The sequence below is a fragment of the Vibrio sp. B1FIG11 genome, assembly GCF_905175335.1.
GTDB lineage: Bacteria > Pseudomonadota > Gammaproteobacteria > Enterobacterales > Vibrionaceae > Vibrio > Vibrio campbellii.
Window position 1 is genome coordinate 1,069,119 of sequence record NZ_HG992751.1, and the last position, 19,618, is coordinate 1,088,736.

General features: G+C 46.8%; 20 protein-coding genes. 7 read left to right on the plus strand and 13 right to left on the minus strand.

Translation table 11 applies throughout. From position 1 onward, the window contains the following. Positions 1-35: 35 nt before the first annotated feature. Positions 36-2,576, minus strand: a complete 2,541-nt coding sequence (locus KHO06_RS04840; protein ID WP_212582185.1) for an Ig-like domain-containing protein — start codon at positions 2,574-2,576, stop codon at positions 36-38. 402 nt (positions 2,577-2,978) lie between these two features. Here KHO06_RS04840 and KHO06_RS04845 point away from each other — a divergent pair, with 402 nt between their 5' ends. Then, positions 2,979-4,343, plus strand: coding sequence for a sodium-dependent transporter (locus KHO06_RS04845; protein ID WP_212582186.1), 1,365 nt, complete (start codon positions 2,979-2,981; stop codon positions 4,341-4,343). A 93-nt stretch (positions 4,344-4,436) separates the two neighbouring features. Here KHO06_RS04845 and KHO06_RS04850 read toward each other — a convergent pair whose 3' ends face one another. From KHO06_RS04850 to tsaA, 5 genes are all read right to left on the minus strand, one after another. After that, the gene (locus KHO06_RS04850; RefSeq protein WP_009707436.1) at positions 4,437-4,628 is read right to left on the minus strand and encodes a DUF4250 domain-containing protein; all 192 of its coding nucleotides are present in this window, start codon (positions 4,626-4,628) and stop codon (positions 4,437-4,439) included. After that, positions 4,628-4,834 (minus strand): YaeP family protein, encoded by a 207-nt coding sequence (locus KHO06_RS04855; RefSeq protein ID WP_005529380.1) that lies wholly within the window; start codon positions 4,832-4,834, stop codon positions 4,628-4,630. Before KHO06_RS04855 ends, KHO06_RS04850 begins: the two co-directional genes overlap by 1 nt. A gap of 113 nt (positions 4,835-4,947) precedes the next feature. After that, complete coding sequence (locus tag KHO06_RS04860; RefSeq protein ID WP_212582187.1) at positions 4,948-5,616, minus strand: tellurite resistance TerB family protein; 669 nt, start codon at positions 5,614-5,616, stop codon at positions 4,948-4,950. A gap of 170 nt (positions 5,617-5,786) precedes the next feature. After that, on the minus strand, positions 5,787-7,502 hold the full coding sequence (locus KHO06_RS04865) for a proline--tRNA ligase (protein WP_005436740.1): 1,716 nt from the start codon (positions 7,500-7,502) through the stop codon (positions 5,787-5,789). Positions 7,503-7,613: 111 nt separating this feature from the next. Next, positions 7,614-8,309: a tRNA (N6-threonylcarbamoyladenosine(37)-N6)-methyltransferase TrmO gene (gene tsaA, locus KHO06_RS04870; RefSeq protein WP_212582188.1), complete on the minus strand. Its 696-nt coding sequence runs from the start codon at positions 8,307-8,309 to the stop codon at positions 7,614-7,616. A gap of 122 nt (positions 8,310-8,431) precedes the next feature. Here tsaA and KHO06_RS04875 point away from each other — a divergent pair, with 122 nt between their 5' ends. The 3 genes from KHO06_RS04875 (at position 8,432) to KHO06_RS04885 (ending at position 10,636) form a co-directional block, all read left to right on the plus strand. Beyond that, positions 8,432-8,692: a type B 50S ribosomal protein L31 gene (locus tag KHO06_RS04875; protein ID WP_010650001.1), complete on the plus strand. Its 261-nt coding sequence runs from the start codon at positions 8,432-8,434 to the stop codon at positions 8,690-8,692. 3 nt (positions 8,693-8,695) lie between these two features. Then, a complete protein-coding gene (gene ykgO / locus KHO06_RS04880) occupies positions 8,696-8,821 on the plus strand; it encodes a type B 50S ribosomal protein L36 (RefSeq protein WP_212582189.1) in 126 nt (41 codons plus the stop codon). A 228-nt stretch (positions 8,822-9,049) separates the two neighbouring features. Further along, positions 9,050-10,636, plus strand: coding sequence for an AbgT family transporter (locus KHO06_RS04885; protein WP_212582190.1), 1,587 nt, complete (start codon positions 9,050-9,052; stop codon positions 10,634-10,636). Between the two features lie 106 nt (positions 10,637-10,742). Here the strand turns inward: KHO06_RS04885 and KHO06_RS04890 are convergent, their stop codons facing one another. Together KHO06_RS04890 and KHO06_RS04895 are read right to left on the minus strand one after the other, a co-directional pair. After that, complete coding sequence (locus tag KHO06_RS04890; protein WP_005436748.1) at positions 10,743-11,186, minus strand: YaiI/YqxD family protein; 444 nt, start codon at positions 11,184-11,186, stop codon at positions 10,743-10,745. Next, on the minus strand, positions 11,183-11,476 hold the full coding sequence (locus KHO06_RS04895) for a hypothetical protein (protein ID WP_212582191.1): 294 nt from the start codon (positions 11,474-11,476) through the stop codon (positions 11,183-11,185). The genes KHO06_RS04890 and KHO06_RS04895 overlap by 4 nt, the downstream gene beginning before the upstream one ends. A gap of 920 nt (positions 11,477-12,396) precedes the next feature. On the opposite strand from KHO06_RS04895, the gene KHO06_RS04900 reads away from it, so the two are divergent. Further along, positions 12,397-12,882 carry a GNAT family N-acetyltransferase gene (locus KHO06_RS04900; protein ID WP_010650007.1) on the plus strand — a complete coding sequence of 162 codons (486 nt, stop codon included), beginning with the start codon at positions 12,397-12,399 and terminating at the stop codon, positions 12,880-12,882. Here the strand turns inward: KHO06_RS04900 and KHO06_RS04905 are convergent. Both KHO06_RS04905 and KHO06_RS04910 read right to left on the minus strand, forming a co-directional pair. Continuing rightward, on the minus strand, positions 12,842-13,141 hold the full coding sequence (locus tag KHO06_RS04905; protein ID WP_005446190.1) for a DUF3301 domain-containing protein: 300 nt from the start codon (positions 13,139-13,141) through the stop codon (positions 12,842-12,844). The two genes, KHO06_RS04900 and KHO06_RS04905, sit on opposite strands and share 41 nt — an antisense overlap. Before the next feature lie 13 nt (positions 13,142-13,154). Further along, positions 13,155-14,192, minus strand: coding sequence for a DUF3549 family protein (locus KHO06_RS04910; RefSeq protein WP_212582192.1), 1,038 nt, complete (start codon positions 14,190-14,192; stop codon positions 13,155-13,157). Positions 14,193-14,268: 76 nt separating this feature from the next. On the opposite strand from KHO06_RS04910, the gene KHO06_RS04915 reads away from it, so the two are divergent. Continuing rightward, positions 14,269-14,583 (plus strand): YqcC family protein, encoded by a 315-nt coding sequence (locus KHO06_RS04915; RefSeq protein WP_212582443.1) that lies wholly within the window; start codon positions 14,269-14,271, stop codon positions 14,581-14,583. Between the two features lie 5 nt (positions 14,584-14,588). Beyond that, complete coding sequence (gene truC, locus KHO06_RS04920; protein WP_212582193.1) at positions 14,589-15,356, plus strand: tRNA pseudouridine(65) synthase TruC; 768 nt, start codon at positions 14,589-14,591, stop codon at positions 15,354-15,356. A gap of 95 nt (positions 15,357-15,451) precedes the next feature. On the opposite strand, the gene KHO06_RS04925 is transcribed toward truC, so the two are convergent. The 3 genes from KHO06_RS04925 to map form a co-directional block, all read right to left on the minus strand. Beyond that, a complete protein-coding gene (locus KHO06_RS04925) occupies positions 15,452-15,835 on the minus strand; it encodes a DUF3461 family protein (protein WP_005431713.1) in 384 nt (127 codons plus the stop codon). A gap of 152 nt (positions 15,836-15,987) precedes the next feature. Next, the gene (gene glnD / locus KHO06_RS04930; protein ID WP_212582194.1) at positions 15,988-18,612 is read right to left on the minus strand and encodes a bifunctional uridylyltransferase/uridylyl-removing protein GlnD; all 2,625 of its coding nucleotides are present in this window, start codon (positions 18,610-18,612) and stop codon (positions 15,988-15,990) included. A 100-nt stretch (positions 18,613-18,712) separates the two neighbouring features. After that, a complete protein-coding gene (gene map / locus KHO06_RS04935; RefSeq protein WP_005431715.1) occupies positions 18,713-19,591 on the minus strand; it encodes a type I methionyl aminopeptidase in 879 nt (292 codons plus the stop codon). Positions 19,592-19,618 lie beyond the last annotated feature (27 nt).

Consider the following 19,618-nt stretch of genomic DNA (forward strand, 5'->3'; position numbering starts at 1 on the left):
CTTTTTACTTCGGTGCTATTCAGAATCTCCGCGAATTATTGCGCATTCATCTGAGTCAATTTGTCACCCACTGGCTTCGAGAAGTTAAAGCCATCATGTTCATCCCAGTTGATTGACCATGTCATCACACCTGCGTAATTCGGGTAGTTGAATGCTGGTTTCACTGTGCCACATGAGGTGCCTTTGGTCAGACAGTCTAGCGCGTCTAGAATGTTCTGAGTTGGCGCCTGGCCTGAGTTAGCGGAGCTCGGACCGGATGGCAAACCAATCGCCACTTGGTCATCACGCAGTGGTTCAAACATGGTGCCGTCTGCCAATTCAAAACCCTCAATCAGCATCTTAGACTGTGCCACCATCATATCCACAGACCCTTCTGGAGCCGAGCCAGGCATGTATGGATTTGGTAGGCCGCCGTTGTTGTATAGCTGAACGTGTAAAAGGTCGAGTGTACTGCGTGTCTCGTTAATCACAGGAATGTACGCTCCCCAAATACCGCTGTAAGCAATGTAGCCACCTTGTACGTAAGGGTGCTCTGGCGCCATGGTGAGATACATGTCGCCGCCCATGTTCTGCTCGATTTGCAACAAAGCACCACCTAAACGTGCTTGAATTTGCGAACCATGGAGCAGGTTAGAGCCACTTTCTAAATCCACATCCAAGCCATCGAAGCCCCATTCGGCAATCAATGCGGTCAGGCTCGACACGAAGTTTGCTTCATCTTGGTCTGTGTTTAGCGTAATCGTACCTTCTGCGCCTCCAAGAGACAGAACGAACTTCTTACCTTTAGCTTGCAGTGCTGCCATGTCTTGCTTGAATTGAGTTGGGTCTAGCGCAGGACAGTCACTGTAGATGTCACCAGAGTACAGGTTGAAGTGCACGGTACCATCGCTGTTACGGTCGTTTTCGGCAAAGGCAATATCAATCACATCCCATGCATCAGACATGTCAGCGAGGCGAATTGGGCAGCCCGCACCGTTCACAAAGTTATGCCAGTATCCAATCAGCTTGTGGCGTTTCTCTGTTTGCTCAACCACGGTAATCGAAGCGGCATCAGAAAGCGCTGTTGTGCCTGCAAGATCAGTGGCTTGAGCGCTTACCGTAAAGCTACCAATCGCGGCAGGTGTCCAGTTCGCTGAGTAAGGTGCGGCTGTGTCGGTTGCGACAATTGCACCGTTCACCATAAAGTCTACGTGTTTCACGCCAGAGGTTAGTGAAGTTGCATCTGCGCTTAGAACGAGATTCTTACCTAAACCGACGGTTTGTCCTGCACTCGGTGACGTCAATGAAATCACCAAATCTTGGTCACTCACCGTCACGTTAACGACAGACTCGGACGTATTGTTATCGTTGTCTGTTGCAACGGCTTTCAGCTGATTAGCACCAACTAGCGTTGCATTCCATAAGACTGAGTATGGTGCTTGAGCAACTACACCTAAACTGGTGTTATTGGCGAAGAACTCCACTTGAGTCACGTTACCATCTGCATCGCTGGCATCTGCGGACACTTCAACGTTGTCGCCTGCGAGTAATACTTGTCCTTCGCTCGGTGCGGTAATAGCCACTTGAGGCGGCGTCGAACATGCACCTAGGCCTGTCCATGCATCTTGCCAGTACAAACCTTCACCCGGAGCATAAGCCCAAGCGGCATCGGAAGAACACCACCCCGCAACATCACAACGGTATTTCTGGTTTAGGTTGGAGACGAACGCACCAGCTTCATAGCGGTTGCCGGCAACGTAAGGCACTGCGTCTGCACAGCCTCCAGAGCTTGAATCACTGACGACGAGCGAGACTTCTTGGCTCATGGTCGATAGATTCGAATCGTCGGTCGCCTGTGCTTTAAAGGTGTGAGTTCCAACTGCTGCAGTCCAGACGTATTCATATGGAGCCGAAGTATCGACGGCAACGGATTGGTTGTTTACGAAAAACTCAACTTGTGTGACTAAGCCATCGCTGTCTGCTGCATCGGCTGTTACCGCGATGATGTCTCCCACATTTGGTGTTTCTGTACCCGTAGGGCTCGTGAGAGAAACGGTTGGAGGTGGTAATTCGGTTTGCGGTTGAACGAAGATAGACACGTTGGTTGTGGTGATCGCACCTTCATTGTCGGTAGCGATAGCTGTTAACTGAGAGATACCTTCTACCGCTGTCCATTCCGCTTGGAAAGGGGATTGGGTAACAACAGCAACGGTCTGGTTACCAGCAAGGAATTCTACTTGAGCGACCTGACCATCTTCGTCAGCTGCGTTCGCCAATAAAGTGATCACGCTGCCTTCTGGGATTTGCGCATTATCTGCAGGAGAAGAGAAGGACACCGTCGGAGGTAGGTTTGTACCACTACCATCACATTGTCCAAGACCTTTCCATGCTTCCCATGGCCCCGAGTTATTGACCGGATCATTGCCTTGCGTCCAATAAGCTGCCTCATACGCAGCGCCCTTAGTTTGTACTTGATCGCCAGAATTATAAACGGTGGAGCTATCCCAGACCGATAAATTTTGGCAATTGTAGGCTTGAGCTTGGTAGCTGACACTGAGTGCTGCAACGACCGCGCCATGCAGTAGCGTGACCTTCATTTTTCTCTCCTTGAGTTACTCGATGTTCGAAAGAACATGAACAAATACATCCCCAAGTATCATCAAGATGACTTGGGTATAGTTAGATAACTAGTTGATAAATAGACCTGATGAGGAAAAATCGAAGCAATTTGTTTTACTTTTCAACACAAAATCACGCTGAACTATTCGTGCTTTACAACGCGGCTCATTATTTTTCGGCTCACTTCACGCTGATTTATAAATCCATCAAAAGGGGCGAATGGGATACTTGGTGAATATGAGATGTACGTGGAAATTTACAAACTGAATGTCTGCTAATTGATCTGATTGTCGAGTAATTAACCTAATCACTCTTGTTGAGTAGAAGATATTGCTATAATGTACTAGTCAGCTAGTTCATTGATATTTTGTGTGAGTGGTATGACACAACAAATTTCTTCTCAGCCTCGTGAGCATTTCGGTTCACGCCTTGGATTCATCTTAGCGGCAGCAGGTGCTGCAGTGGGTCTAGGTAACATTTGGGGCTTTCCTACCCAAGCAGCAAGTAACGGCGGTGGCGCCTTCTTGTTGGTGTACTTGGTGATGATTCTTATCGTTGCATTCCCAATGCTGGTGGTTGAAATGGCGATCGGTCGTCATGGTCAAGCAAACCCAGTAGACAGTATGCGTTCTCTAACAGACAACCCTGTGGGTAAGAAGGTTGGCGGCCTGGTTGGTTGGATTGGCCTGAGTGTACCAAGTGCGGTTTTGGCGTTTTACTCGATTGTAGGCGGCTGGTTGATCTGCTTTATGTTGGGTGCGGTTACCGACATCATGGGCATGGAAGCAGCGACACAATGGTTGAAAGGCTTCAGCGTTGAACGCAACTTGTTTGGTACGATTACATTTTATGTATTAACCATTTTGATCGTACAAGGCGGCGTGAAGCAGGGCATCGAGAAGTGGTCGACACGTCTAATGCCAGCACTGTTTGTTCTGTTCGGTTTGCTGTTCATCTACATCATGACGCAAAACGGTGCGATGGAAGGTTTGAAGCACTACCTAGTGCCTGATTTCGAGAAAGTATGGGATCGCAAACTTATCCTTGCCGCAATGGGCCAAGGCTTCTTCTCTCTGACCATCGGTGGCTGTTCGATGCTTATCTATGGCTCTTATCTAAGTAAGAAAGAGAACTTGCCTAAGATGGCGATGAACGTGACCATGGTAGACACTGCCGTTGCCTTTATTGCAGGCCTAGTAGTGATGCCGGCAATGTTCGTTGCGATGCAAAAAGGCGTTCAAATCTATGCAGAAGATGGCTCGCTACTTAGTTCAGATACGCTGGTATTTACAGTGCTGCCACTGATGTTTGATAGTTTAGGTCTGCTTGGGCAACTGTTCTCAATCGTGTTCTTCTTACTACTGACGATTGCAGCATTGACGTCTTCTATCTCGATGCTTGAATGTCCGGTTGCTCTAGTAAGTGAGCGATTCAATACTAAACGCAGCACGACAAGCTGGGTATTGGGTGGCCTGATTGCGCTGTTCAGTGTGGTTATCGTATTTAACTTTGGTGCACTGTTTGGCATGGTTGCAACCATCGCAACGCAATACCTACAGCCTATGGCGGCGCTATTGTTCTGTCTATTTGGTGGTTGGGTATGGAATCGTCACTCGAAAATCAAAGAGCTTGAACAAGGTTGTCCGGAGTTCACTCAAGGTTGGTTCGGTAAGTTGTGGCCAGCATACGTGAAGTTTGTTTGTCCGATTCTGGTCGCGACAGTCATCTGGGCTTCATTTGGCTAATCGGCTTGCGTAAAGCACAAAAGAAAAGGGCTTGATGAATGCATCAAGCCCTTTTTTCTATTCGTTGTTTACGTTGTCCGTCGCGATGAGCGATTAACGGAACTGACCAGCTTCAGGCAGAAAGTCAAAGCCCGCCGTCGCCAGTTTTGCTTCAAGTGCTGCGCGGTCGATATCAAAGAATGCAACCAGCTTATCCAGATCACCACCGAAGTCGTCACGCAGCTTCATGTTGACGATGCTCATCAGCATGATTGGATCCATGGATTCGAAGTTCGCTAGATTCATTACTTATCCTCGAAATCAGAAATCAGTAGGTTTGCCGCAGCAAATGCGGCTTTTTCACGAACGTCTTTTGGTAAAGACTCGTCTGCCGCAACGTCATTCAATGCTCTTACTGCACATGAGATTGCTTGAGGTACGTAAGCTTGATCGCCACTACCGATTTGAGCGTATAGCTCACGAACTAATTCACAACAGCCGTATACTTGCATGGCTAAATCCTTAAGAAATGATAACTGCTCTCAAATATACACACAGCCGTTTTGAAACTCAAAGCAGAGAATTGTTTTGGCTCAAGTTAACGAGCAACTTGAGCAAACATTCATCACTGCAATTGGGCTTCCAATTGATGTGTGACTTCTGGAGAAAGATTGAGCTGCTTTGCAAGCTCCTGCAAATACGCTTTCTCCATAAAGTTTTGCTCATCGGCCACAATCAGCGACGCCAGATAAATTTCTGATGCTTGTTGTGGCGACGTTGCTAAGCGGGCTATTTCTGCTGGATCGAGAGGTTTATGCAGCTCTTGATGAACCAACTGTCTTACATGATCATCTGCGCCCATTTCTGTCATTGCCTGCTCGATGCGAGCCATTTCCTCTTCATCGACATGGCCGTCGGCTTTGGCTGCACCAATCATGGCTTTAAGGATCAACTTCGCGTGCTTATTGTCATCTGGGTCAAAGGTTTCGCTAACGCCTTGTGTATCCTGCTTCGCTTGCCAATCGTTGTAGACTTTGTAAGCCAGAGCACCTAGTGCCGCTGCGCCACCGACTTTAAGTGCGCCAGAGCCCATCTTCTTCGCCATCTTTTTACTTTTCTTCGAGCCCATCAGCATGCCGATAAGGCCGCCGCCGATCGCACCTGCGCCAAGGGTTTTTAGTTGGCTAGAGTTAGATGAAGATTTGATATTGCTCGATTGTTTACCAAGCGCATCGGCACCTTGCTTGATCAGGTCTGATTTGAGAGCTTGGTTAAGAAGACTTTTTAGATCCATGAGTGACCTCCTTACTAGATTGAATCCAGTGTAAGGTGATGAATCTGAACCAAAGATTAACAACGCAAATATTAGAGGGAGTCAGCAAACTTAAAAAACAGATGTAAAAAAGGGCTGACCGAAGCCAACCCTTTTCATCGCTATATTCAGCACAGTGTGCTTAGTGCAGCTTATTGTAGCTGAGCTTTAACGTGCTCAACGATGTCTGCCATCGCAACGGCTGTCTTCTCACCAGAGCGGCGGTTCTTGTACTCGAAGTTACCTTCTTTCATTGAACGATCACCGATCACGATAGTGTGAGGAATACCGATAAGTTCCATATCAGAGAACATTACGCCTGGGCGCTCTTTACGGTCATCGAATAGTACTTCGATACCCATAGCCGTCAGTTCAGCGTACAGCTTCTCAGCCGCTTCTTTCACTTCTTCAGACTTGTGCATGTTCATAGGAACGATAGCCACTTGGAAAGGCGCTAGTGCGTCTGGCCAGATGATGCCGTATTTGTCGTGGTTCTGCTCGATTGCAGAAGCAACAACACGTGAAACACCGATACCGTAACAACCCATCTCTAGGATTACGTTCTTACCGTCAGGGCCAAGAACACCACAGTTCATTGCTTCTGAGTAAACGTTACCTAGTTGGAAGATGTGACCAACTTCGATACCACGTTTAAGCATTAGCGTACCTTGACCACATGGGCTTGGATCGCCTTCAACTACGTTACGTAGATCTTCAACTTGGCCTAGTTCAACGTCACGACCCCAGTTGATACCGAAGTAGTGTTTACCGTCGATGTTTGCGCCTGCGCCGAAGTCGCTCATTACAGCAACAGAGCGGTCAACGATGAATGGCAATTCAAGGCCAACAGGGCCTAGAGAACCAGCGCCAGCGCCGATAAGTGCACGCATTTCCTCTTCTGTTGCCATCTCTAGTGGAGAAGCAACTTGAGGTAGGTTTTCTGCTTTCACTTCGTTTAGCTCGTGGTCACCACGAACGATAAGAGCGATGATGTCAGCATCAACTTCATCAGACGCTTTAACGAATAGAGTTTTTACTGTCTTCTCGATTGCTAGACCGTGTTGCTCTACAAGCTCCGCGATTGTTTTCGCGTTTGGCGTATCAACCAGCGTCATTTCTTGAGTCGGTTCAGCTCGCTCACCTGCAGGTGCTGCCGCCTCTGCTTTTTCGATGTTCGCTGCGTAATCAGACTCAGTAGAGAATGCGATTAGGTCTTCGCCGCTTTCAGCAAGTACGTGGAACTCTTGAGAACCACTACCACCGATAGCGCCAGAGTCAGCAAGTACTGGACGGTACTCAAGGCCCATGCGATCAAATGCTTTACAGTAAGCATCGTGCATCGCTTGGTAAGATTTCTCTAGACCTTCTTTGTCGATGTCGAAGCTGTATGCATCCATCATGCAGAATTCACGTGCACGCATTACGCCGAAACGTGGGCGACGCTCATCACGGAATTTAGTCTGGATTTGGTACAGGTTTAGCGGAAGCTGTTTGTAAGAGCTCACTTCGTTACGCACAAGGCTAGTGATCACTTCTTCAGCTGTAGGGCTAAGAACAAACGGACGAGTATGACGGTCAGTAAAGCGAAGTAGCTCAGGACCCATCTTCTCAGAACGACCTGTCTCTTCCCATAGTTCAAACGGCTGAACAACGGGCATCAAAGTTTCGACTGCACCTGCATTGTCGATTTCTTGACGAACGATGTTTTCGACTTTACGCAGCACACGTAGACCAGTAGGCAGCCAGGTGTATAGACCTGAAGCCAGCTTACGGATCATACCCGCGCGTAGCATGAGCTGGTGGCTCACTACTTCTGCGTCGTTTGGAGTCTCCTTCAGAGTAGAAAGAAGATAATTACTGGTACGCATTAAATTTATCCGTTTATTAAAGTTAGATACTCAAGCCGGAATGGACAAGAGTATGGAGGTCCCACGAAGGGAAAATTGTTAGCCGCTTATAATATCAGCCAAATGCCTTTGTCAAAAGCTTTCAATCGCAGTAACTGTTATTAAGTTATCGCTTACTGTGAACTTGACGTTCAGATCGAACAAATTTACCGCATATTCCTTACTATCAGGCTTGTTTTTCTTGTAAGCCGGACGTGGATCTTGCGCCAGAACTTGTTCGATTACCGCTTTGACATACTCAGTATCGCTACGCTTTTTGAGTGTTGCCAGTGCAATATCAGAGAAGTCTACCTGCGAAGTTTCAGGCTCGTTTTCGGCATAACCACCTTGCGCTTCTACAATTGAATCCGAGTAGGGGATATATGGTTTGATATCGACAATCGGCGTGCCATCGACCAAGTCTACGTTACCCAGCTCCAAATAGATCTGATCGCCTTTCTTGCTGATGCCTTTGACCTCTACTGCGGACATGCCGATACCGTTGGGTCTGAAGGTAGAACGTGAAGCAAATACGCCAATACGTTCGTTGCCGCCCAGGCGGGGTGGGCGCACGGTTGGCTTCCATCCCGCTTCTAAGTTCTGATCAAACAAAAACAGTAACCAGACATGAGAAAACTGCTCCAATCCGCGCACGGCTTCAGGGCTATTTGCTGCGCCTTGAAGTTTGACGCGAGATCGCGCTGCGGGCACTAAACGTGGCTGGCGAGGAACAGCGAACTTCTCTTTATACGGGCTTTCAATAATGCCAATTGGCTCTATGGAATACATGGTTTGTGTCTTGATGAAAGGTTTGAGAAGAAAAGTATCACAAATTTCGCTTGCTTTTCTTTTTGAGAATGATTATTAATTATAATGTTATAACATAACAATTAATCAAAAGGACAATTTTTATGAAGCCAGGTATCCACCCCGAATACCGACCTGTGGTATTTCACGACACCAGCGTAGACGAATATTTTGTGGTTGGTTCAACGCTGCAAACCGACCGAACTATCGAGTGGAAAGACGGAAAAACTTACCCGTACTTCACTTTAGACGTTTCGTCTGAGTCCCATCCGTTCTACACAGGTAAGCAACGTGTCGTTCAAGCAGAAGGCCGTATCGCGAACTTTAATCGCCGTTTTGGGCAATTTAGCAAAGATAAGGATTAAGACATGAAAGTGGTTAAATCATTGAAGAGCGCAAAAAGCCGTCACCCAGATTGCCAAATCGTTAAGCGAAGAAGGCGTTTGTACGTTATCTGCAAGACAAACCCGCGTTTTAAGGCCGTTCAGAAATAACCTTAAACATCCCAAGAATTTATGGAATATAGTTACCTATAATTCTGATTTATGATCTATATGTGGGTGATATAACTATATATTTATCGATTATAGGTCATAAGTTCGACTATTGTTTACATTCTGTAACGTTTTGAACTTTCACTTAACCCTTGTGTCGAGTACCCTGCGCATGCTTAGTGACATTTTTGTTACATATGCGCAGGAATACATACAAGGAGGGAACAGATGAGTTCATCTGCTTCAATGAAACAAAACTCGCCAAAGAAGCCAATGTTCACGCGCTTCTTAGATACAGTTGAATATTTGGGGAACCTATTACCCCACCCAATCACACTTTTCGCTATTTTCTGTCTTGCAATCCTAGTCATGTCCGGCATTGCTGGTTACTTCGAAGTTTCCGTTGTTGACCCTCGCCCTGAAGGTGCACCTGGTCGCGCTGCCGACGGCATGATTCAAGTCGTTAGCCTGTTAAACGCTGAAGGCTTACAACTGATTGTTACTAACCTAGTGAAAAACTTCGTAGGCTTCGCACCGTTAGGTACTGTACTGGTTGCGATGCTTGGTGTTGCCATTGCAGAACATTCTGGACTACTTTCTGCTGCAATGCGTGGCCTAGTAATGGGCGCTTCTCAGCGCATGGTTACGGTAACGGTAGTTTTCGCTGGTATCATTTCAAACACGGCTTCTGAGCTTGGCTATGTGGTGTTGATCCCACTGGCGGCAATGCTGTTCCACTCTCTAGGTCGTCACCCACTTGCTGGTCTAGCAGCGGCGTTTGCAGGTGTATCTGGTGGTTACTCCGCAAACCTACTGATTGGTACGGTTGACCCACTGCTTTCAGGTATCACTGAAACAGCTGCACAGATGATTGACCCAAATTACACAGTAGGCCCAGAGGTAAACTGGTACTTCATGTTTGTTTCTACTTTCTTCATCGCGATTACCGGTGCATTTGTTACTGAGAAGATCGTTGAGCCAAAACTTGGCAAATACAATGATGAAGAAGCGGCAGAAGACCTATCTCAAGATAAGATGGGGGGGCTGACGGACGTAGAGAAGAAAGGTCTAAAACTAGCAGGTATTGCGGTACTGGCGGTTTCTGCGCTACTAGCTTGGACTATCGTTCCAGCTGACGGTGTTCTGCGCTCTGATGCAGGCACGGTTGCAGGCTCTCCATTCCTGAAGAGTATTGTTGCGTTCATCTTTGTTTTCTTCGCAGTACCGGGCTTTGTTTACGGTCGCGTTGTTGGCACGATGAAAAATGATCGCGATGTGATTGATGCAATGTCGAAGTCAATGTCTTCAATGGGCATGTACATTGTTTTGGTATTCTTCGCGGCTCAATTTGTTGCCTTCTTCAAGTGGACAAACTTTGGTCAAGTATTCGCGGTAGCGGGTGCAAGCTTCCTGCAAGAAATCGGTCTAACTGGTCCAATGCTGTTCTTCGCTTTCATCCTAATGTGTGGTTTCATCAACTTGATGATTGGCTCGGCATCGGCGCAGTGGGCTGTGACAGCACCAATCTTCGTTCCTATGCTAATGCTTGTTGGTTACGCGCCAGAAACGATTCAGGCAGCTTACCGTATCGGTGACTCAACGACGAACATCATCACTCCGATGATGAGCTACTTCGGTCTTATCCTTGCGGTAGCAACACGCTACATGAAGAACCTAGGTATCGGTACGCTGATCGCGACCATGCTGCCTTACTCAATCGTCTTCATTGTTGGTTGGAGCGTACTGTTCTACCTATGGGTATTCGTATTTGGTTTACCAGTAGGTCCTGGTGCGGCAACGTATTACACGCCTTAATTGGCAACCTCACTCAGCTCAATCAAAGCCTGCGTCTATCGCAGGCTTTTTGTTTCATGGTCTAGCCTATTAATCCGCTGATGTGAGAGAGGAAGGGGGGATGTCATCAACGCTTGGCAAGGATTCTATCGAGATGGTTAGCGAACTCTCTGCGTTCCGTTTGAGACAAAGCAGCAGGGCCGCCAGTCTGAATGCCACTTGAGCGCATGGTGTCCATAAAGTCACGAATGTTCAAACGCGCTTTGATGGTGTCTTTGGTATATAACTCGCCTCGTGAGCTTAGTGCTTGAGCACCTTTGCTGATCACTTCGTCTGCCAATGGAATATCAGACGTGATCACTAAGTCATTAGCTTCCACGCGACGGACGATTTCGTTATCGGCAATATCAAAGCCAGCGGGTACTTGCAGAGAGTGAATATTGGCACGCTTGGGTACAGGGACCACATGGTTCGCTACAAATGTACATTCAACACCGGTTCGCTCAGCGGCACGTACAATCGTCTCTCTGATTACTTTCGGACAAGCATCCGCATCTACCCACAGTTTCATGATGTTTTCTCACTCATCTTTGCTTCTAGTTCTTCTACTCGAGCAACCAACTTCGCCACCGTATTCTCCAGCGCAACAATGCGATCTTCTTCTTTCGGCGTTTGAACCGCAACCTCGACTTTAGGAATGCGGTTGGCGCTCTTCCAACTTTTGATGGTTGCGATTAATGCTGGCATCGGTACAGGTGTTTTCATTCGAGCTTTAACGAGAGCAACGGTCGGCTCTTTACCTTGCTGTTGCAACTGTTCCATCACGGCTTCCAGCTCTTTAGTGACGTCTTGAGTTAACATAATTTGTCCCTACTAAAATGACTTATATCATCATACTTTGCGCTACACATTTTAGCGAATAGCAATTTCGGCAGTGCCTTGTGCGAGATCTCTCACACGGGTTGTGAGAGAAAACGATTTCGTCATCAGCCAAACAGAAGTTTTCATCTTTAAGTCTATGAAAAATATCATTTTAACATGCTGTTAACTAAGTTTTTTCAGCAAAAGATTTCCTAGGGTAGATTGTGATTTAAAGGGAAAAGCGTAAATTATACCTTGTCGGCAGGAAGCAGACATGGAACAGGAAAGCACCAAGGATTTGGTCATCGTCAGGACGACGATTTGATTATTCAGGATGAGTGATCAAGCAAGGAGCGTAGGACATTGTAAGGACACAATCATCAATAGGATGTTGATGACTAAGGAAAGACAATGGACCCCTCATAGGATTGAGGTAAGGACAGCATCAGGACGATGCAAAGGACACCGCTCAAGGAACAAGTGAAGCGCGCTAACGAGGAATGTTAGCTATCAGGATGATAAGGACACCGCTAGGACGGCGACGTAAGGACTAAGCTGACGGAATCAGCCACTATTATGGATGATGCATGGAGCACTAATTAGTAGCCGGACTGCTGCGAGTAAGACTATGACCCCGATACGCTAGTATCGGGGTCTTTCTTATTTTGTACTTGCACAACTTACAATAATTAAAAGTGTCAGTATCACAAAGTTTATAAATTCCTCATAACACTGAATAAAAAACAATCCAGATCAATATCCTTTCCAATCAGTTGGTTTAACTTTCGGCTTCTCAAAAGGCGTTATGTGCCGCATAACAATGTCATAGCGTAACAAAACTATCGTTATTGAATTTTGCTATGTGGATAAATTAAGTTTGCTGTAATCAAGGAACAGATGTGACCATAGTAACCAGAAGAATGCTTCTTCTACCCTACAATGAGTCGTTGCAACTAGAGTTCGTGATGTTAAATTGCTGCGCTAAAAACCGCGCAGAGATGAATGGACCTCATACCGTATCTTCTGCCAAACAGTTGTTTGAGAAGATCTTGGATGATGAGAATGTCCACAGTATGGCGGTGCTTGAGAGTACAAGCCGTGATTACATGGGACACGTGTTCATTTCAAACCTAGATCATGAACCAGAGCTAGGTTTTATCTTTGATAAGGCTTATTGGGGCAAAGGGTTAGCGACAGAAGCGCTAAAGGCGTTTTTCCCGAAAGCGTGCCGTGAGCTTGGGCTGCACAAAGTCAAAGCAAGTGTGAATAGCCACCACGAAGCATCCATGGCAGTACTGGAAAAACTGGGATTTACGAAGAAAAGAGAAAGCAAGGACCTTTACGGCCCTTACTTTGAAATGGAATTCACAAGCGATGTGGCGGTAGGTGAAAGTTCAGCGGCCTAAACCCGATCATTGTCAACTCACCTTGGTAGCAGTCATCGCCAAGGGATGAAAACTCAAATTGATACACTGTATGCCAACGCCAGATCCCGTCTGGCGTTTTCAATTTATGCGCACCAAATGCAATGCTGACTAATTGCAGATCTAACTGCTCACATTTACGTGTAATGGCCGCTTTTGCCAACTCTGATTGACGTCGTTGCTGCCAAAACAAAAAACAGAAGAAGCACAGTCCTAAAATGGCTAATAGGTCACCGATCATCCCTAATCCTTTATTATCCTTTTGTTGCTTGCTGCAGTTTTACCAATGCCGTCGCTAGCTCTTCCGATGGGCTAGAGTGCAGCAAAGGAAGCAATACCATTCTTAGCTCTGGAAGCATAACTAAATCGGCAAACAACTGATTAAATAGGGCTTGGTTACCCGTTTGTGCGAGGCGCAGCAAAAATTGTTCAGCGATATCTGCGTTGGCTAATAAGTGCCAAGTACGGCCAGCGATACCGATCAACACTTCTTGGTGGCTCAAGCGCGGGCTTTGCAAAATCATTGTTAAGATGGGCTGTGACACCTCGATCGGTGCACCCGCCAGAGCTCGAATCAGAGCAGAAAGTAAGAATAGGTCTGGCTCGTTACTTTCGATTTCTTGCTGCGCTTTTTCGGCAATGCGCTCTGCTAAACGTTCTTGCAGATCAACATGTTCAAGCGCACCAAGTAGAGCGTAAAGCGGTTCATTAGGTAAATGATTCAGGGCTTTACGTAAGGTGACGGCATTTTGTTCTTTGCCTAGGCGTGCAGCCATATCTGTGATGCCTTGTAGGCCTACAGTTTGCCAGTTTTCCCAACCTAAACCACCGGTAAAGTAATGCTGGGTGTGCTCGTAATATTGGCTGGTGGGTAAGTCCAAGTTAGCGCGAACTTGGCTGTGGAAGACGGCCATCTTTTCTTCCGCAGGTTTGAAAGTGTATGGGTTGTTAGAAAGCTTTTGGTGTTGCTCTTCCGACATTTCCTCGCTTAAACGAGTACCCATGGCTTCTACGACGTATTTAATGAAGTTACCAATATCCGCTTGCTTGAGCAGGCCACGTTCATCCAACTCGAATTTCAAGAACCAAATCCAAGGCTGCTTTTGCTCATTCCAGTAGGCAATAGCCAAATGCGCTTTGCGTTGCATTGGGAATGGGTAAGGGCATTGACCTTTTTCCACATCCGCAAAGACTTGTGGCTCGATGGTCTTGATACGACGACCAAGGTCGAAGATTTGATACTCACACTGACTGTTGTTTAACAGCTGAGTGAGGGTTTGAATGTTTTCCATTAAATACGACATCCTAATGTTCTTTTCACAAGAAATGGTATCATTCTCGGCTAATTCAAGGTTCGAGACGGAATTAATGGCAACAAACATCCAATTGGTCGACTTACTTCAACAACTTGAAGCGCAATTGCAGCACCATGAGCTGTGGCAACAAACCATGCCCTCGGAAGAAGCGCTACAGAGCACGGAACCTTTCGCGATTGATACGCTGCATCCGCATGAGTGGTTACAGTGGATTTTTATTGCACGTATGCGTGCGTTAGTGGAAAGTAACCAACCTTTGCCACGTGGCTTTTCTATTGAGCCGTATTTCGCAGAAGCGTGGAAGCAAGAGCTGCATTATGGCGAATTGCTTGAGACTATCCGAACCATCGACGAACTATGTAAGTAACCTCAATGTCAGAACAAGAAATATCACCATCTGTTGACCCCGTTGTATTAGAGATCGTTTATCAGGACGAGTACTTTGTTGCGGTGAACAAACCTGCAGGTATGTTAGTCCATCGCAGTTGGTTGGATAAGCATGAGACTCAATTCGTGATGCAAACGCTACGCGATCAAATTGGTCAGCATGTGTTTCCACTGCATCGCTTGGATCGCCCAACCTCAGGTGTACTTGTGTTTGCTTTGTCCAGTGAAGTGGCATCGCAAGTCATGCCAATGTTTGCAGAGCATAAGATGGAGAAGACCTATCACGCGATCGTTCGTGGCTGGATCGAAGAAGAGGGTGTGCTAGATTACGCTCTGAAAGTTGAACTCGATAAGATTGCCGATAAGTTTGCTTCGCAAGAGAAAGAAGCACAAGAAGCAGTAACGGCATACAAACCGCTAGCAAAAGTGGAAGTACCTTATTCAACAGGTAAGTTCCCAACCACGCGCTACTGTTTGATGGAAATGAAGCCGAAGACAGGACGTAAGCACCAGCTGCGTCGTCACATGGCTCACCTGCGTCATCCTATTGTTGGTGATACAACACATGGTGATGGTAAGCACAACAAGTTGTACCGTACCGAATTCGACTCTCATCGACTGTTGCTGCATGCATCAGAGTTGCGTTTTGTGCATCCATTTACGGATGAAGAAATCGTGATGAAAGCCAATATCGATGAGACTTGGCAGCAGTTGTTCACTCGATTTGAGTGGGATGAATCGTTGGTTAAATAATGCGCTTAGATTGAGCTGTGCCGGCGAAAGATAAGACGAGAAAGGGGTTGGTATGTATACCAACCCCTTTTTTAATTATTTAGGAATGAAGCGGACTATTTTAGTTTTTCCAGATCCGCCTCGATCTCTGCGATCTTGCTAGAAACGACTTTTTCCAGATGGCGAAGATCAGAGAGAATTTTCTCTTTCACATCCACTTCAGTCGTTTTCGCTGGCTTGGTGATCTTATTCAGTTCATCGATAACCAGAGTGAGGTTGCGGTTGATCTCGGTGACTTCTTTGTATTTGTGACTGCCGCTGTCTACCAGCACGCTTTTGACTTGGCGAGGGTATTTGAACTTCACACTCTTAGCGAAAAATTCGCCTTTCTGCTTGTGGAAGTAGATCTTTAGGACGTCTTTATGTGCTTCTTGGCGTAGGGAATAACGTTCAATCTGTTTTGGATCGTGGATGCCCAAACCAGTGAGGTGGGGATACATAGGCTACCTCTGTGTATTGAATTGGAGTCAATACAACTGTAGCAGCCCATTTATGAGCTAGATAGCTGATATTTCATCAAATTGCTCAACTTGTGGGCAAGATCGCTATCACTCTTGCCCACCTTAGTTGTTGATGAAACTTATGTTTTTACTTAGGCCGAAACTGAGTCAGACAATTTCTCTATCAGCTTCTCACGCAGTTCTGTTTGCTGCTCTTCACTTAGCCTGCCGCCTGCTTCACTGGTTAGGATAAACAAGTCTTCTGCACGCTCACCGATGGTGGTGATTTTTGCTGCATGGAGGTTAATGCCCAAGTCTGCGAAGGTACGTCCAACTTTTGCCAATAGTCCCGGCGTATCGAGAGCGACAAACTCCATCAAAGTACGCTTTTTGCTCTTAGTAGGCAGAAAGTCAACTTTGGTTTTTACATTAAAGTGCTGGAGCTTATTTGGTGTACGACGCGTTTTAATTTTTGTCGGACGACCGTCTTCCAATACGTGGGTAATGTGCTTAGTCACGGCACTATGGCGGCCCTCTTCAATCGCTTTACCGTGTTGATCCAGTACCATAAAAGTATCGAGCACATAGCCATCTTTGCTTGTCATGATCTGCGCGTCATGTACGTTGAAGTTGCGGCGGTCAAGCTCCGCTACGACGGTAGCAAACAATGCGGGTTGGTCTGGGCTATAGACGAACACTTCAGTACCACCACGCGTGGCTTTTTTGCTGATAAGCACCAGAGGTTTGCTCGTGTCTTCCATGCGCAGTAGGTTCTCGCAGTGCCAAGCGATTTGCTTATGGGTGTGACGCAAAAAGTAATCGGCTTTAAAGCGCTGCCACAGAACTTCAATTTCGCGCGCAGAGAAGCCCTCTTTGCGCAGCTGGGCAGAGGCCATTTGTTGGTTGTGGCGAATACGTTCGCGTACATCCACTGGGTTCTCTAAGCCACGACGAAGCGCACGTTGGGTTGAATAGAATAATTCGGCGAGCAGGGTGCGTTTCCAGCTGTTCCAAAGCTCTGGGTTGGTCGCGCAGATATCTGCAACGGTCAGACACACAAGGTACTCAAGGTATTCTTCATCACGAACTTGCTTGGCGAACTCGGTAATCACGTCTGGATCGTAAATATCACGACGTTGTGCCGTCACAGACATCAACAGATGGTGCCTTACCAGCCAGCTAACCAGTTTCGCTTCTGGCTTAGACAAGCCGTGTTCGATACAAAAGTCATACGCTTCGCCTTCGCCAATCACCGAATGGTCACCGCCGCGGCCTTTACCGATGTCGTGGAAAATCGCCGCCAGAATCAGTAGTTCTTTTTTCTGGATTCGAGGATAAACTTCGCAGCAAATTGGATGTTTGCTGTGGTTCTCTGCGTAGCTAAAGGTATTGATGTGCTTGAGCAGGCGAATACTGTGCTCATCTACTGTGTAGACATGGAAGAGGTCAAACTGCATCTGTCCTACAATTTGGCTCCATTGCGGTAGATACGCTGCGAGTACACCAAGTTTGTGCATTAGACTGAACGCTTTATGCAGCGCATTTGGATGACGACACAGCGCCATAAACTTTTCACGCGCTTCTGGAATAGTGTGCAAGAACTTGTTCAAACGACGACGTGCGGTACGTAACTGACGCAAAGTCGGTGGGCTGACGCCTTCAATGCTTGAATCGTTGGCGATATGCAGGAACATATCTAAAATCGTTTCTGGGCGCGCTTGGAAGAGTGCTGGTTTGCGTGCCTCGATCAGTGAGCCGCGGCGTTGGAAATCTTCGTCGATGATTTCAGCGTTTTCGGAAGCGCCACCATTGATGATGGCTTGATCGAACAGCTTGAGCAGCATCTTATTCAACTCTGCCACACGACGAAGGGTACGGTAAAACTCCTTCATCATCATCTCGACGCCTCGGTTACCTTCTCCAACGTAGCCAAGATGCTCAGCGACTTGTGCCTGATGAGCAAAAGTTAATCGGTTGTCGTAACGACGCAGCTCTATATGCAGGGCAAAACGTACACGCCATAGGAAATCCTGACATTCGACCAACTCTCGGTATTCCGCATCGGTTAAGAATCCGTAGCGACTCATCTCCAATAATGAGGTCGCACCGAAGTGACGTCGTGCCACCCAGCTTAAAGTGTGAATATCACGTAGACCGCCTGGGGTCGACTTAATGTCGGGTTCAAGATTGTAGGTGGTGTCATGATATCGAGCATGGCGTTCACGCTGCTCTTGAATCTTAGCGCGGTAGAAGGTTTCGCTCGGCCAAAAAGAGTCGGATAGCACCACTTTCTTCAACGCTTGGAAAGTATCTTCACTGCCACACAACAAACGCGCTTCTTGTAGGTTTGTTGCAACGGTTAAATCTGCTCGGCCTATTTCTGCACATTCATCCACAGTACGCACAGCGTGGCCCACTTCGAGGCGTAAATCCCACAACAGGGTAATGAACTCACTGATTTTGGCTTCTAGCGCGTTTGGCAGTTTGTTATTGGACAGAATCAAAATGTCGATATCAGACAGAGGGTGTAACTCACCACGCCCGTAACCACCTACGGCAACTAATGAAATATTATGGATGTCTTTAAAGCCGAAGTGTTGCCATAAACGATTGAGGAGTAAATCCATGTACTCAGCACGTGACAAAACGAGGTTCGTCACTGGGTGATGTTGAAGAAATTCTTCTTTTTGGTATGAACTGAATTTTTCGAGTTCTTGCTTAAGTTCGCCGATGTTGATCTGTTCATCGGTAAACGTAAGAGGAGACTGAAGGGTCATATTTGCTATCCGTGCAAGCTAAAACTATTAGCAATCTAACAAATTTGCTGCAGATAAAAAATATCCCCGCATGGGCGGGGATATGGAAAGTGATGGGCGATTAAACGTTTTTCATCATTCGTGGAATGGTATCGTCGCTACGAAGCGTTAGTACTTCACAACCTTCTTTGGTTACCACGATAGTGTGTTCCCACTGTGCTGAGTTTTTACCGTCGCCAGTGTAAACCGTCCAATCGTCTTGAGCGTCAACAGTACAACCGAACTTACCTGCGTTGATCATTGGCTCGATAGTAAAGCACATGCCTTCTTTCAGTACGCGGCGGTCTTTGTTCTTGTAGTGAACCACTTGTGGCTCTTCGTGGAACTCATCGCCGATACCGTGACCACAGAAGTCTTTCACAATAGAGAACTTGTTACGAGGGTTGTTCTTATTGTTTTCTTTGATGTACTTCTCGATAGCGGTACCGATGTCACCAACCGTTGCACCAGGCTTCACTTGACGCATACCGATGTACAGAGACTCTTGAGCCACCATGCACAGACGTTTGTTTGCAGGTGATACATCACCAACTAGGAACATCTTAGAAGTGTCACCGTGGTAGCCTTGTGGACGAACGCTTAGATCTGCGTTTTCATCGTTAGGAACGATAACCGTGATATCAACGTTGATGATGTCGCCATCTTTAAGTACAGCTGGCTTCATTTGGCCGTTTGCACCTTTTTCGTCTTGCGCCGCAGGAATACCGTGACAAACGATGTGGTTGATTGACGTACAGATTGATTTAGGGAATCCATGGTAATCAAGCGGTGCAGAGTAAGCGCCTCGCTCTAGAGCGTAATCGTGACAGATTTGGTTTAATTCGTCTGTCGTCACACCCGCTTTAATATGGGGTTCGATCATTTCTAGAGTATCTGCGGCTAGCTTGCCCGCAATACGCATGCGTTCGATTTCTTCAGCAGTTTTAATCTTGATTGACATTGGCTTTCTCTATTTATTCGTAAGCAC

What these genes read in the sequence shown, in the direction of transcription:
- KHO06_RS04840 (WP_212582185.1), bottom strand. Translation starts at nt 2,576, where the DNA reads ATGAAGGTCACGCTACTGCATGGCGCGGTCGTTGCAGCACTCAGTGTC.
- KHO06_RS04845 (WP_212582186.1), top strand. Translation starts at nt 2,979, where the DNA reads ATGACACAACAAATTTCTTCTCAGCCTCGTGAGCATTTCGGTTCACGC.
- KHO06_RS04850 (WP_009707436.1), bottom strand. Translation starts at nt 4,628, where the DNA reads ATGAATCTAGCGAACTTCGAATCCATGGATCCAATCATGCTGATGAGC.
- KHO06_RS04855 (WP_005529380.1), bottom strand. Translation starts at nt 4,834, where the DNA reads ATGCAAGTATACGGCTGTTGTGAATTAGTTCGTGAGCTATACGCTCAA.
- KHO06_RS04860 (WP_212582187.1), bottom strand. Translation starts at nt 5,616, where the DNA reads ATGGATCTAAAAAGTCTTCTTAACCAAGCTCTCAAATCAGACCTGATC.
- KHO06_RS04865 (WP_005436740.1), bottom strand. Translation starts at nt 7,502, where the DNA reads ATGCGTACCAGTAATTATCTTCTTTCTACTCTGAAGGAGACTCCAAAC.
- tsaA (WP_212582188.1), bottom strand. Translation starts at nt 8,309, where the DNA reads ATGTATTCCATAGAGCCAATTGGCATTATTGAAAGCCCGTATAAAGAG.
- KHO06_RS04875 (WP_010650001.1), top strand. Translation starts at nt 8,432, where the DNA reads ATGAAGCCAGGTATCCACCCCGAATACCGACCTGTGGTATTTCACGAC.
- ykgO (WP_212582189.1), top strand. Translation starts at nt 8,696, where the DNA reads ATGAAAGTGGTTAAATCATTGAAGAGCGCAAAAAGCCGTCACCCAGAT.
- KHO06_RS04885 (WP_212582190.1), top strand. Translation starts at nt 9,050, where the DNA reads ATGAGTTCATCTGCTTCAATGAAACAAAACTCGCCAAAGAAGCCAATG.
- KHO06_RS04890 (WP_005436748.1), bottom strand. Translation starts at nt 11,186, where the DNA reads ATGAAACTGTGGGTAGATGCGGATGCTTGTCCGAAAGTAATCAGAGAG.
- KHO06_RS04895 (WP_212582191.1), bottom strand. Translation starts at nt 11,476, where the DNA reads ATGTTAACTCAAGACGTCACTAAAGAGCTGGAAGCCGTGATGGAACAG.
- KHO06_RS04900 (WP_010650007.1), top strand. Translation starts at nt 12,397, where the DNA reads ATGCTTCTTCTACCCTACAATGAGTCGTTGCAACTAGAGTTCGTGATG.
- KHO06_RS04905 (WP_005446190.1), bottom strand. Translation starts at nt 13,141, where the DNA reads ATGATCGGTGACCTATTAGCCATTTTAGGACTGTGCTTCTTCTGTTTT.
- KHO06_RS04910 (WP_212582192.1), bottom strand. Translation starts at nt 14,192, where the DNA reads ATGGAAAACATTCAAACCCTCACTCAGCTGTTAAACAACAGTCAGTGT.
- KHO06_RS04915 (WP_212582443.1), top strand. Translation starts at nt 14,269, where the DNA reads ATGGCAACAAACATCCAATTGGTCGACTTACTTCAACAACTTGAAGCG.
- truC (WP_212582193.1), top strand. Translation starts at nt 14,589, where the DNA reads ATGTCAGAACAAGAAATATCACCATCTGTTGACCCCGTTGTATTAGAG.
- KHO06_RS04925 (WP_005431713.1), bottom strand. Translation starts at nt 15,835, where the DNA reads ATGTATCCCCACCTCACTGGTTTGGGCATCCACGATCCAAAACAGATT.
- glnD (WP_212582194.1), bottom strand. Translation starts at nt 18,612, where the DNA reads ATGACCCTTCAGTCTCCTCTTACGTTTACCGATGAACAGATCAACATC.
- map (WP_005431715.1), bottom strand. Translation starts at nt 19,591, where the DNA reads ATGTCAATCAAGATTAAAACTGCTGAAGAAATCGAACGCATGCGTATT.